At 37.9% G+C, this 14,358-nt stretch carries 11 protein-coding genes and 1 tRNA gene; 3 read left to right on the top strand and 9 right to left on the bottom strand.

The window, feature by feature from the left end:
• Positions 1 to 27 precede the first annotated feature (27 nt).
• From I2F23_RS04395 to betT, 6 genes are all read right to left on the bottom strand, one after another.
• The gene (locus I2F23_RS04395) at positions 28 to 624 is read right to left on the bottom strand and encodes an RluA family pseudouridine synthase (RefSeq protein ID WP_195771362.1); all 597 of its coding nucleotides are present in this window, start codon (positions 622 to 624) and stop codon (positions 28 to 30) included.
• Between the two features lie 230 nt (positions 625 to 854).
• Positions 855 to 944 (bottom strand) — tRNA-Ser (locus I2F23_RS04400).
• A gap of 114 nt (positions 945 to 1,058) precedes the next feature.
• Entirely contained in the window at positions 1,059 to 2,357 is a 1,299-nt protein-coding gene (tcuC, locus tag I2F23_RS04405; RefSeq protein ID WP_195771346.1) for an MFS transporter, read from the bottom strand.
• A 173-nt stretch (positions 2,358 to 2,530) separates the two neighbouring features.
• The gene (locus tag I2F23_RS04410) at positions 2,531 to 2,953 is read right to left on the bottom strand and encodes a DoxX family protein (RefSeq protein WP_195771347.1); all 423 of its coding nucleotides are present in this window, start codon (positions 2,951 to 2,953) and stop codon (positions 2,531 to 2,533) included.
• A 137-nt stretch (positions 2,954 to 3,090) separates the two neighbouring features.
• Entirely contained in the window at positions 3,091 to 3,714 is a 624-nt protein-coding gene (locus I2F23_RS04415) for a MarC family protein (RefSeq protein ID WP_195771348.1), read from the bottom strand.
• 18 nt (positions 3,715 to 3,732) lie between these two features.
• Complete coding sequence (gene betT, locus I2F23_RS04420; RefSeq protein WP_195771349.1) at positions 3,733 to 5,817, bottom strand: choline BCCT transporter BetT; 2,085 nt, start codon at positions 5,815 to 5,817, stop codon at positions 3,733 to 3,735.
• A gap of 607 nt (positions 5,818 to 6,424) precedes the next feature.
• Here betT and betI point away from each other — a divergent pair.
• From betI to betA, 3 genes are all read left to right on the top strand, one after another.
• On the top strand, positions 6,425 to 7,033 hold the full coding sequence (betI, locus tag I2F23_RS04425) for a transcriptional regulator BetI (RefSeq protein ID WP_195771350.1): 609 nt from the start codon (positions 6,425 to 6,427) through the stop codon (positions 7,031 to 7,033).
• Entirely contained in the window at positions 7,030 to 8,499 is a 1,470-nt protein-coding gene (gene betB / locus I2F23_RS04430) for a betaine-aldehyde dehydrogenase (RefSeq protein WP_195771351.1), read from the top strand. The genes betI and betB overlap by 4 nt, the downstream gene beginning before the upstream one ends.
• Before the next feature lie 78 nt (positions 8,500 to 8,577).
• Positions 8,578 to 10,281: a choline dehydrogenase gene (betA, locus tag I2F23_RS04435; RefSeq protein ID WP_195771352.1), complete on the top strand. Its 1,704-nt coding sequence runs from the start codon at positions 8,578 to 8,580 to the stop codon at positions 10,279 to 10,281.
• 66 nt (positions 10,282 to 10,347) lie between these two features.
• Here betA and I2F23_RS04440 read toward each other — a convergent pair whose 3' ends face one another.
• The 3 genes from I2F23_RS04440 to I2F23_RS04450 form a co-directional block, all read right to left on the bottom strand.
• On the bottom strand, positions 10,348 to 11,547 hold the full coding sequence (locus I2F23_RS04440) for an amino acid aminotransferase (RefSeq protein WP_195771353.1): 1,200 nt from the start codon (positions 11,545 to 11,547) through the stop codon (positions 10,348 to 10,350).
• Between the two features lie 129 nt (positions 11,548 to 11,676).
• Entirely contained in the window at positions 11,677 to 12,090 is a 414-nt protein-coding gene (cueR, locus tag I2F23_RS04445; protein ID WP_195771354.1) for a Cu(I)-responsive transcriptional regulator, read from the bottom strand.
• A gap of 7 nt (positions 12,091 to 12,097) precedes the next feature.
• On the bottom strand, positions 12,098 to 14,358 hold a 2,261-nt coding region (locus I2F23_RS04450), incomplete at its 5' end, for a heavy metal translocating P-type ATPase (RefSeq protein ID WP_213014659.1).

Raw genomic sequence — 14,358 nt, forward strand, 5'->3', positions numbered from 1 at the left:
GAAATACGATCAATTTTTTAAAATATGTTAAAACGGTACAGCACATTCAAAATGTAACTGCTCATTTGTTTGCGGATGGTAAAACCCTAATTGATATGCATGTAAGCACAATCGATCAGACCATTGTTGTTGCTCAAGTGATGCATATAAGGTATCACCAACAATTGGATGCCCTAAATATTGCATATGAACACGTAATTGATGGGCACGACCAGTAATCGGTGTCAATTCAACACGCGTCACTCGATGTCCATTTAATTCAAGTTGCTCTAGAACTTTCCAGTGTGTAATTGCTGCTTTATGATGCGATTGATCTACAATATGCAGTGGCGGTCGTGTTTCATCGTAAATGACAGGAATATTAATCTCTCCCTGCCCATACAGTTCACCAGCGACCAATGCTTGATATGTTTTTTCTGTTTGGCGCTCTTGAAACTGTCTAGAAATTTTATTTTGACCTAATCGTGTTAATGCGAATACCAGTATGCCTGATGTATCTCGATCTAGACGGTGAATTAGTAACGTGTTGGGCTCAAGAGTTTTTAAGCGAGTCAGTACACTGTCATACAGAGCATCCCCACGACCGGGTACGCTAAGTATACCTGTTGGCTTATGAATGACCATGAAGTCTTCGTCACGATGAATCAGATGTTTGGTTAAAAAATCAGTCAAATTTTAATCCCAAGCGAATCGCGAAAATAAGGCGTGCCATGATAAAAAGCTTAACCTAGAAATACAATAGAAAATCACGGACTTCTCTGTTTTTTTCGTTATTTAAGGATATTTTTTTAGAATTAAAGTATTTTTCATTGTAAATAAAAAAAGCCACTGAAAATCAGTGGCTTTTTAGAATTTGGCGGAAGCGGTGAGATTCGAACTCACGGAGGGCGTAAACCCTCGTCGGTTTTCAAGACCGGTGCATTAAACCGCTCTGCCACGCTTCCATGTGGCGTATATTATAAATATTTTTTCCACCAAGCAAGTGCTTTTCCAAAAAAACACACTTAACTGGATATTGTTTCATCAAATCAAAGACAGCTGACTAAAAACCAAACATCTTAATGCTGTCTTGGGAGCAATTTCGAACTATGGTGCAACTTTGCAACAGAAAATATGTATAAACAAGAAATTAGACTAAGTACTGCAGAACTCATAAGCCAAAAAGCTGGTGTACTCTGACTTCCCGTCTGTTGCACGATATATGTTGAAATTACAGGCGTTAAACCACCAAAAACTGAGGTCGCTAAACTGTAAGCAATAGAAAAACCTGCCGTACGTACAGATGCAGGCATAATCTCAGTCAATGTAACTACCATCGCACCATTATAAAAACTATACATTAGAGAAAAACAACCTAAAACAATGAGCATACGTGTCAAACTAATTTCAGTTGTTAACCAATTTAACAATGGATAGGCACAAAATAAAATAAGGATGGTCATAGTCATTAACATGATTTTACGCCCAAACTTATCGGCCAGTATGCCTCCAATAGGTAAAAGCACAAAATTACTAACACCAACTGCAATCGTTGCAATTAAACTTTGTTTAGTGCTCAGATGTAGTACTTCTTTACCGTATGTTGGCGTGTATACCGTAATGAAATAAAACATAGTTGTTGTCGTTGCCACCATAAGCATACCTGCAATAACAACTTTCCAGTTACTAAGTAGGGTTGCAAAAATTTGCTTAGTCGTTGGACTTTCTTTACGATTTTCAAATGCTTCTGTTTCTTTTAAATTTCCACGTAAATAAAAAATTGCAGGAATAATAACGCATCCAATAATAAACGGGATTCGCCATGCCCATGCAGACACTTGTTCTACGGTAAAAATTTGATTCACACCAAAACCAAGAAGTGCTGCAAAAATGACGGCGATTTGCTGACTAGCAGACTGCCAACTGGTAATAAAACCTTTATTGTGATCATCAGCGATTTCAGAAAGATAGACAGACACACCACCTAACTCGACCCCAGCAGAAAAACCTTGTGCTAGTCTCCCTACTAAAATAAGTAACGAAGCTGCGATACCAAGTGTCTCGTACCCTGGTGTAAATGCAATAATTAAAGAACCAAATGCCATAATGGTGAGCGTTACCATAAGTCCTTTTCTACGCCCAATTCGGTCTACATATGGACCTAATACCAACGCACCAATCGGTCTCATAAAAAAACTTACTGCAAAAACTAGAAATGTCTTAATCAGTGCTGCATATGTACTGTCAGAATGAAAGAAGGTTTCTCCAATAAACTTTGCATATAATCCAAAAAGGAAGAAATCGTATTGTTCTAAAAAATTTCCGCTTGTAACATTAAAAATATCACGTATGCGAGATTGCTGACTTCCTGCTTGCATCTCGACTCTCCTTAGCCTTTATACTGGGTTCACTTCAGTTAAGCGTATTCTTATTTTTTAACCAAACCTTAAAGTAATCTTAATTTCAGACTAAAGAATAACTCCAAATAGACCAAAGTATAACTACATAAAAAAGGATGGTATTTACCATCCTTTTTTTTCTATTTTCTTAATTAACGGCGATCTAAAGATAGATGACCAGGCCCTGTAATTGCCAATAATAAGAATCCACCCATAATACTTACATTTTTATAAAAATTGATCATGTTCATTTGTACAGCATCCCCTGTCATTGACCAATATGCATGACCAATTATTGCTGTCCCTAAAGTATATAAAGCAAAAATAACAGCAAGTGGACGCGTATAAAAACCAATGAGAATAAGAATCGACCCTACAACTTCCATTAAAACAGCAACTGCTGCAGCAACGGTAGGTAAAGGTGTATGCATTGATGCCATATACGCCACGGTTCCACTAAATCCTGTTATTTTTGGCAAACCAAAAAGCAAAAATAAAACGATTAAAAGAATGCGTGCAACCAGTAATACAAAAGATTTTGATGATCCAAAATCAAAATAACGTAATGTATTCATTTTAATATTCCTATTATTTAATCCATAATGTCTGATAAATTAATTTTATTTTTTCTTTATTTTAAATAAAATATTATAAAAAGTTTTTTATGTTCTATTTTTAGAACAATATAATCATTTTTAGTGCTTATCTAGCATTAATGTACGCCACCCATTTGTACGAGACGAGTAATTCCTGTCACAATCATATCAATTGCAATTGTACCTATAAGTAAGGCAGACAAACGCCCGACAATATCAAAGTAATAATCGACATATTTAGCATGCTTATAACGTAAATTATCATGTAGAAATTTCATGAGTATTAAAATAGACGATGTAAGTGCCAATGTTACTGCTATAACTGCGATCGCACCCCAAAGTTTAATATCCATTCCCATTACAACCGCGGCACTAATCGTACCTGGTCCTATCATAAATGGCATGGCTACAGTTCCTGCCAAGTGTTCAGGCGCACCACGAATTTCTCCAATCGTATCTGCACCCTGAAACACATAGCGATAACCAATCACCAAAAAGATGATACCTCCAAAAATTTGAAATGATTCAAAACGTACATTTAAGTACTTATTAAAAATCGCTTCACCACCCCATGCAAAAAATACAAAAACAGCATAAGCAATAAAGCTTCCTTGTATTAATGCTTTATTAAATATTTTCGCATCTGTATTTCTAATCATTCCAACCATGTAGATACTCATGAGGAAAGGATTTAGAAGCGAAAATAATAACGCAAACGAGTGAATATAAGAGGTTAACATCTTATGGCGCTACTCAAATTATTGGTCTTTAGGATCTGGGAAACTGAGCGTTTTACCTACCGTCGTTTCACGATTCAAATGCAAGAATGTTAAATGGCGTTCATATTTATCTAGAACATCATTAATCACTTGCTCTTTACCGTAGCCCATAAGGTCATTCCCTTGACTACCTTCGAACAAGAATGTTTCTAAGCGGTAGTAATAGGTATTTCCTAATTTGCTACGTTTACTAAATTCAGGTGCATGATAACGCTGTGGCCAAATTTGGTAAACAAAGTTTTGCTCGGCATGTAAGTCTACCGTCAGATCGATATGATATAACTCACTATCTAGATCTTCTTCCATTTGAGTTTTAGATAAAGTGACTTGAACACCCTTCTCTTTTAGTTCTTTCATCACCTCTTCTAAAGCAGGATCACATACATCATTCAACATCTGTAATGTTGCTTTTTTCCCAGGATGATGCATCACTCGAGATAAACGTTGTTTCCAGTTTAGAATATCAACATTACCCACCACAGGTGCAGCATTTAACAAAGCACTTTGAGAACGATGATCTTCTAACCGCAACGATTTTAAAATACCGATCATCACAAAGATCATGACAAAACTAAAAGGTAGCCCCATAATTACCGTTGCTTTTTGTAATGTGCTAATCCCATTTGACATAAGCATTGCAATGGTTAACACACCAATCACAACTGACCAAAAAATACGAATCCAATTCGGTGCATCACTGTTCACATCTTTTAAACGATAGCAGAAACTTCCAAGTACAATTGCACCAGAGTCTGCTGATGTTACATAGAAAAGTAATCCAGTAATAAATGCAAGTACTGCAGTAAATGAGAACCATGGATAAAAAGATAATAGCTTATAAAAACCGAGCTCAGGCTTTGCCAGAATTTCTTGTGCGAACTGAAGGTTCCCATGAATGATTTGGTACAATGCACTGTTACCCATAACTGATAACCATGCAATAGTAAATAAGATAGGAATAATTAGCGTACCAACAACAAACTCACGAATTGTACGACCTTTTGAAATTCGTGCCAAAAACAGTCCTACAAATGGTGCCCAAGCGATCCACCATGCCCAGAAGAAAAGTGTCCAATCACGCACCCACTCTGTAGTATGTTTATTTTGATCTTGGTTATATGCAAAAGTATCGAATGTCATTGAAGGAAATTTACTAATGTAATCTCCAATGTTTAATACCATACCATTTAATAAAAACTTGGTATCGCCCAAAAACAAAATGAATAGTAACAACCCGATTGCAAAGTAAATATTCAATTCTGCAAGGAATTTTACGCCTTTATCGACACCTGTTGTTGCAGAAATAATACTAATACAAACCGCAAAAACAACCAACCACGATTGTACAGTTAAACCTTCATGCACACCAAAGATGAGTGATAAACCATAGTTTAACTGTACAACCCCGATCCCACAGGTTGTTGCAAGTCCAAAAATTGCACCTAAAATTGCAGCAATATCGACAAGGTGACCGATCATACCATTCACCCTATCTCCAAAAATTGGATAAAGTGCAGAGCGTACGGTTAAAGGTAAGTTATAACGGTAAGCAAAATAGCCCAGTGCAATACCAATTAAGGCATACATACACCAACCCGTTAGTCCATAATGGAAAATTGTAAATGTAATGGCTTGACGCGCAGCTTCAATGGTTTGACCCTGTCCAACAGGAGGTTGCATATACTGTGTAATCGGTTCTGCAACAGAGAAAAACATCAAATCAATCCCGATACCAGCAGCAAAAAGCATAGATGCCCAACTCACCATACTAAACTCAGGTTTAGAATGTTTAGGCCCTAACTTAATATCACCATAGCGGGAACAAGCAAGAAAAAGAACAAAAGCAATATATAAAGAAGCAATTGCAAAGTAATACCAGCCAAACGTAGATGTTACCCAATCTAATACGACGTCTAAAGCTTTAGACGCTTCAGCATTAAACAAAATCGTAAACAGGGAAAACACCACCACAAGACCCGCAGAAACATAAAATACAACATGGTTGAGTTTATCTTCAGTGGGCACAATCTTGTGCTGCGTACTGGAGGAGTTATCTTGATTCATACAATCCTCTTTTTTATTCATAAAAATAACTTTCTACTTCGCGTAAAAAGTTTTAAATGCACAAATCTGTGTCTCATTTTTAAATACATATTTCATCATCATGAAGCATGTACTTATACATTCGATGCAGTTATTGCACTTTATTTTTCGAAGATGTCACACATCTAGGACAGGTATATCAACCTGATGGTTCATCTAAAAGCGAGAAATGAATGAATCTTTCATATTTATAATGGCATTAGCTCGCTGAGCTAAAACTATATAACAACGATATGAGAGAATATAGAATCATTTAAAAAAAGATTGTTAAGTACAATAACATTCCTCTGACTCTACTCGGCTTATACCGACTTTATGCCTCAATTGCATAAAGGACAAATTATGGCACACAGTACATCCTACTGTATTGAAAAACCCTCACAACCTTAAATGTTCCACCTAAGTTTTTTAAATCACTTAGCCCAATAGAAACGAAAATATACAGTGAATAAAATGACAACGACATTTTCATGGTCGATTATACACCAATTGATTGAACGTTCAATCAATGATATATTATTATGCAAATTAAGCGATATTCTGAATATGAAAATGGCATTAGGGTCATATGAATACAAGTCGAGTAAAACCTGAACACGTGCGCCGAGAGCAGATTATCAATGCCTCTTTCGATGTCATTTATGAACTTGGTCTAACCAATACAACAATTGCCAAAATTGCAGCAAAAGCAGGCTTATCTACAGGAATCGTCAGTCATTACTTTGGTGATAAACAGGGTCTGATTAATGCATGTATGCGTGCAATGCTAAATGAATTAAGAATTCAAACAGAGCAGTACCGAGAAAATTCAGATAAAGCTCCTGCCGAAATTATTAAAGCAATTATTGACTCAAACTTCGATGCAAGTCAGACCAGTGCGAAGGCTATGCGTTTATGGTTAGAGTTTTGGGTAGCCAGTTTACATACCCCTGAATTACAGCGTTTACAAAGAGTAAACGATCAACGGCTATATTCAAATTTAAGATATTATTTTCTTAAATTACTACCAAAACAAAAAGCAGATATTGCAGCACGTGGTATGGCTGCACTCATTGATGGTCTTTGGTTACGTGGCAGTCTAATGAGTTATCAAGACACTTTCGATGCAGAACAAGCACGCCATATTGCTTATAACTATTTAAATACACATATTAAGTTGCAGGAGATTGAATCATGAGTCATGCACCCGTTCATCCACTTTATATTCACGGCGAATATGTCAACTCAACACAAGAGAAAACCTTTGAGACAATAAACCCTGCAACTGGCGAAGTAATTGCACATATTCACAGCGCATCTCAAGAAGACATTGAAAAAGCTGTTCAGAGCGCACAAAAAGGGCAAAAAATTTGGGCAGCAATGACTGCAGTAGAACGTTCACGTATCTTACGTCGTGCTGTCGATCTGCTTCGTGAACGTAATGACGAGCTTGCTAAACTAGAAACGTTAGATACAGGTAAAGCTTATAGCGAAACATCGACTGTAGATATTGTTACGGGTACAGATGTACTCGAGTATTACGCTGGTCTAGCAACTGCTATTCAAGGTGAACAAGTTCCTCTACGTGACTCTAGCTTTTTCTATACACGCCGTGAGCCTTTAGGTGTTGTCGCAGGTATTGGTGCTTGGAACTACCCTATTCAAATCGCACTTTGGAAATCTGCACCTGCCCTTGCAGCTGGTAATGCCATGATTTTCAAACCAAGTGAAGTCACACCACTGACCGCTTTTAAACTTGCAGAAATTTATACCGAAGCAGGCCTACCTGCAGGTGTATTTAATGTTGTTCAAGGTTTTGGGGAAGTCGGTGCTATGCTTGCCGAACATCCTGTCATTGAAAAAATCTCATTTACAGGCTCTGTCCCTACAGGTAAAAAAGTCATGGCAACTGCTGCAAGTTCTTCTTTAAAAGAAGTGACTATGGAACTTGGTGGCAAATCACCACTAATTATTTGTGAAGATGCAAATCTTGATCGTGCAGCCGATGTCGCTATGATGGCAAACTTCTTTAGTACAGGCCAAGTATGTACAAATGGTACACGTGTCTTTATTCCTAAATCACTCAAAAATGATTTTGAACAAGCTCTTCTAAAACGCGTTAAAAATATTCGTCTTGGGCAACCTATGGACGAACAAACCAATATGGGACCTCTCGTCAGTTTCCCACACATGGAAAAAGTACTGTCTTACTTAGAAAAAGGTAAGACACAAGGAGCTACCCTCCTATGTGGTGGACAACGTGCAACAACAGGCGAACTTGCTCAGGGTGCTTTTGTAGAACCAACAATTTTCACTGATTGTTCAGATGAAATGGATATTGTAAAAGACGAAATTTTCGGTCCTGTGATGAGTGTCCTCACTTATGAGACAGAAGAAGAAGCTATTACACGTGCAAATAACACACACTTTGGTCTAGCAGCAGGTGTAGTCAGTGAAAATATAGCGCGTGCGCACCGTATTATTCATCAACTTGAAGCAGGTATTTGTTGGATTAACACTTGGGGAGAATCCCCTGCGGAAATGCCAGTAGGTGGCTATAAACAATCTGGTGTTGGTCGAGAAAACGGTATTTCTACTTTGGAGAACTATACGCGCATTAAATCTGTGCAAGTTGAGATGGGTGAATACGCCTCTATTTTCTAAAACACTCCTCTCCCATAAAGGCATACATTCATTATGTATGCCACTTCCCGATTACCGCTAAACAATAAGGATAGAATGATGGCAAATCAAGAATATGACTACATTATTGTTGGTGCCGGTTCTGCAGGTAATGTACTTGCAACACGCCTCACAGAAGATAAAGATACCACTGTTTTGCTTTTAGAAGCTGGTGGACCAGATTACCGTGCAGACTTTCGTACACAAATGCCAGCCGCATTAGCTTACCCATTGCAAGGTCGACGCTACAATTGGGCATATGAAACTGACCCTGAGCCACATATGAACAACCGTCGTATGGAATGCGGACGCGGTAAAGGCTTAGGTGGTTCATCTTTAATTAATGGTATGTGTTACATTCGTGGTAACGCCATGGATCTAGATGGCTGGGCAAAACTTCCCGGCTTAGAAGATTGGTCATACGCAGATTGCTTACCTTATTATCGTAAAGCTGAGACACGTGATATTGGGCCAAATGATTACCATGGTGGTGAAGGTCCTGTTAGCGTAACTACACCAAAAGCTGGAAATAATGTTTTATTTCATGCCATGGTAGAAGCTGGTGTAGAAGCTGGTTATCCACGTACAGATGACCTCAATGGCTACCAGCAAGAAGGCTTCGGCCCAATGGATCGCACTGTAACAAAACAAGGCCGTCGTGCCAGTACAGCACGTGGATATTTAGATACTGCAAAGAAACGCTCGAATATTACGATTGTTACTCACGCGGTTACAGATAAAGTTTTATTTTCAGGTAAACGCGCAACGGGTGTCCAATATCTTCGAGGTGAAAGCACCACACCGACCGTTGTAAAAGCACGTCGTGAAGTACTCATTTGTTCAGGTACAATTGCATCACCACAAATCTTACAACGTTCAGGCGTTGCAGCGAAAGCTTTCTTAGAGGAACTTGGCATTCCTGTAGTACATGACTTACCGGGTGTAGGTGAAAACTTACAAGATCATCTAGAACTCTACTTACAGTACGCAGCAAAAAAACCCGTATCCCTTTACCCTGCTTTGCAAATGCATAACCAACCTGCAATTGGTGCAAAATGGTTATTTCTAGGTGAAGGTATTGGGGCTTCCAATCAGTTTGAAGCCGGTGGTTTTATACGTAGTCGCCCTGAATTCGAATGGCCAAATATTCAGTACCACTTCTTGCCTGTTGCCATTAACTACAATGGTAGCAATGGCGTACAAGAACACGGCTTCCAAGCCCATGTAGGTTCTATGCGTTCACCATCGCGTGGACATGTACGGATCAAATCATTAAATCCACATGATCATCCAAGCCTATTATTTAACTACATGTCTACAGAGCAAGATTGGCAAGAATTCCGCGACTGTATTCGTCTAACACGTGAAATTATGCATCAACCTGCTTTAGACGAATACCGTGGTCGTGAAATTAGTCCGGGTAAAGATGTCGTTACAGATGAGCAACTTGATGAATTTGTTCGTAACCATGCTGAAACGGCGTACCATCCATGTGGTAGTTGTAAAATGGGTACAGATGATATGGCCGTTGTAGACCACGAGGGTCGTGTACATGGCTTAGAAGGCTTAAGAGTCGTCGATGCATCCATTATGCCTATTATTATTACAGGTAATCTAAATGCAACTACCATTATGATTGGTGAAAAAATTGCAGATGCCATACGTGGACAAAAATTACCACGTTCAACTGCGCCATATTATAAAGCAGATGATAAGCCTGTACGCCAAGCACCAAAGCGTGAATTTAACGAAGAGATGATGTAGTAGTTTTCATCACTATCATCAAATAAGAAAGGACTGCACAGGCAGTCCTTTTTATTATCTGTATATTTAATCAGCTAGAACTTTTGCAATAGATTCAGCAACATAATAAACATTTTTCTGATTCAAACCAGCTACACACATACGGCCACTGCGAAGTAAATAAATCGCATAATCATCACGTAATGCATCTACTTGCTCTGCCGTTAGTCCCGTATAACTGAACATACCGCGTTGTTTTACAAGGTAGTCAAAGTTTTTACCTGGGAGGCGTTGAACAAGCTCATCACGTAAAATGGTACGCATTTTAGCAATACGCTCACACATACCTTCTAATTCTTCTTCCCAATCAGCACGTAATGTATCATTTTCTAATACAGCATTTACCAGTAACGCACCAGTTGTTGGTGGGTTTGAGTAAACACGGCGTACTGTTGCTTTTAACTGACCAAATACATTTTCAGCACTTTCAGCATTTTCTGAAACAACTGTTAAGCCACCAACACGCTCGCCATAAAGAGAGAATATTTTAGAAAAAGAGTTGCTTAAAATAAATTTTGCGCCTGCCTTATCTAATGCACGAATCAGATAAGCATCTTTATCTAGACCTTCAGCAAAGCCTTGGTATGCAATGTCTAAGAAAGGAATAAGTTTACGTTCAAGTAATACTTCAATCACTTGATCCCATTGCTCAGGAACTAAGTCTGCACCTGTTGGGTTATGGCAACAAGGGTGTAACAGTACGATATCGTTTTCAGGAAGTTGTTTTAAACAATTCAACATTTCCTCAAATGCAACACCATTTGTCTGTGCATCAAAATATGGATACTCTGCTGTTTCAAACCCTGAGCCTTGGAAAATAGCAATATGATTTTCCCAAGTCGGTTGACTTACCCATACTTTCGACTTTGGAAAGTATTTTTTAAGGAAATCTACACCAATTTTTAATGCGCCTGACCCACCCAATGTTTGAATTGTCACAGCACGTTTTTCAGCTCTTGCCGTACTTTCTTCACCCAACAACAATAATTGTGTGGCATCGCAATAACTTTTTAAGCCAGACATTGGTAAGTAAAGCTTTGCTTTATCTACATTCTTACCTATTTCTAAAGCGGCTGTTTTTACTGCATTAAATTGCGGAACAATGCTGTCTTCGTTGTAGTATAAGCCAATACTTAAATTAACTTTATTATCACGCTCATCTTTTTGGAATTTTTCCATTAAACTTAAGATTGGGTCGCCCGCATACGGCTCAACATGCTGAAACATAATTCACTCTGTCCACTCTATGGTTTCATCATTATATACATAGATTTATACTCAGGTGTGCATAGATTTCACACAAACACAAAAAAATATGCTCAACTATAGTCTTATTGTTTTTATAAAAAACTTGGACTACTTTGTAAACCAAATACTTTTTTCTCCTTGCTCAATTTTGTTTAAAATTGGACAATCTGATTTTTCATTTCCTGAACAATAGGCTGCTGTTTCTTGCAATACTTCAACCATATGCTCTAATTGCACAATCTGATTTTTAAGCTGTTCAATATGTTCAAGCGCTAGATGCTTTACTTCTCCACTATGGCGATCTTTATTATGCCATAATTGCAAAAGTGCCTTGGTTTGGTCGGTAGAAAAGTTTAATGCTTTGGCATGTAAAATAAAATGCAATGTTTGAATATGAACAGTATTGTAAATACGATAACCCGCCTCTGTACGTTGTACTTTAGGTAAAAGCCCAATCGACTCATAGTAACGAATCATCTTATTAGACAATCCTGTTTGTTTTGAAACTTGTCCTATATTCATATAATTATTACGCTCCGCCTTTAGACTCCGAATAATGAAAACGTTTTAGACGCAGTGCATTGGTTAAAACAAAAACTGAAGATAAACCCATCGCCAAAGCCGAGATCATTGGTGACAATAAAATATGATAAAAAGGATATAAAACCCCTGCTGCGATAGGAATAAGTGCAATATTATAAATAAATGCCCAAAATAAATTTTGCTTTATATTACGAATAGTTGCTTTACTTAATGCAATTGCATGTGTGACTGTTTGTAAGTTCCCAGACATCAATACAACATCTGCAGACTCAATCGCAACATCTGTACCTGTTCCTACAGCTAAACCAATATCGGCTGATGCTAAGGCAGGTGCATCATTTATACCATCTCCTACATAGGCAACTTTGCCATACTCTTTTTGTAGTTTCTGAATCGCATTTACCTTACCTTCTGGTAATACTTCTGCAATCACATCATCAATTTTTAATTTTTTCGCAATTGCACGCGCAGTTTTATAATTGTCACCACTAATCATAACAACCTTTAGACCAAGTTCATGAAGTGACTGAATCGCTTTATAAGTAGATGGTTTAATATCATCTGCTACTGCTACAATTGCAGCTACCGTATTCTCAACTGCAATATAAAAAGGCGTTTTCCCATCTTGTGCAAGTTGTTCTGATTTGACAGCAAATGTTTTGACCTCTAAACCTAATTTTTTCATAAAACGATCTGCACCAATACAAATACGTTTCTGATTCACAAAGGCTTGAATACCATAACCTGCAACAACTTGTATTTCATTTGCTTCAAGCAAGGTAATTTGTTGCTCTTTGGCATAATTGACAATTGCCTGTGCAACAGGGTGCTCAGAATACTGCTCTACCGATGCCATATACCGCAAGATATCTGCTTTATTTTGATTATCTATGGTCATTAAATCAGTTAATTTGGGTTTACCCTCGGTCAACGTACCTGTCTTATCAAAGGCAATAACTTCTGCTTCTTTTAACGTTTGTAATGCTTCGCCTTTTCTAAACAAAATACCCATTTCTGCACCACGCCCTGTACTTACCATAATAGATGTAGGCGTTGCCAAACCCATGGCACATGGACATGCAATAATTAATACTGCTACAGCATTTACAAGTGCGAATGAAAAAGCGGGACTTGGTCCAAACACCAACCAAGCAATGAAAGTAATCACTGCCAAAACAATAACAACGGGAACAAACCACATGGTCACTTGATTAACCATCGTTTGAATTGGGAGCTTTGAGCCTTGAGCTTCTTCAACCAAACGAATAATTTGTGCCAATACCGTATCATTTCCAGTCGCACTTACCTGAATATATAAAATGCCTTGTTGATTGACTGTACCAGCAACAACGTGACTGTCTTTATCTTTTTTGACAGCAATAGGCTCTCCTGTAATCATGGATTCATCAACAAAACTATGACCCTTTAAGACCGTACCATCTACAGCTATTTTTTCACCAGGCTGAACAACAACTGTCATTCCAGCCATCACTTGTTTAATATCTACTTCAAGTAACTCATCTGCTTGTAAAATACGTGCTGTTTTAGGTTGTATACCTATTAAACGTTCAATCGCTTGGGAGGTTTTTCCTTTTGCTTTTGCTTCTAAATAGCGCCCTAATAAAATTAATGTCACAATCACAGCAGCAGCTTCAAAATAAACATTTACTGTATTTTCAGGAAGTAACCATGGTAAAAATGTCGCGATACATGAGAAACCATATGCTGCTAGCGTACCCAAAGCTACTAAAGAGTTCATATCTGGCGCTAAACGAAATAGAGCAGGTAATCCCTTTTGGTAAAATCTACGGCCTGGGAATATAAGTACACAAGTTGTTAATGCAAACTGAATATACCAGCTCAGCGACTGGCCTAAATAACTAAGAACCAAATGATGAAAAGACGTGGAAATATGTGTTCCCATCTCTAAAACAAAAATAGGAAGTGTACAAATTAGGGCAATTATTAAATCACGCCGGAGTACTTTGGCTTCTTTTTCTCTTCTTTGTGTTAATGACTCTTCTTCATCCTCACTTTGATTATTTTTAATTTCTGCCTGATATCCTGCTTTTTCTACAGTCTGAATAAGTATTTCAGGAGAAATATTTTTCTGCAGATGAACTTGTGCAGATTCAGTAGCAAGGTTAACAGATACATCATCTACCCCTTCAACTTTTAGCAAAGCCTTCTCTACACGTCCAACACACGATGCACAAGTCATACCTCGTATATTTAAATCTATAATAT

Origin of the sequence: Acinetobacter pollinis, assembly GCF_015627175.1 — a bacterium.
GTDB classification, from domain to species: Bacteria; Pseudomonadota; Gammaproteobacteria; order Pseudomonadales; family Moraxellaceae; genus Acinetobacter; species Acinetobacter pollinis.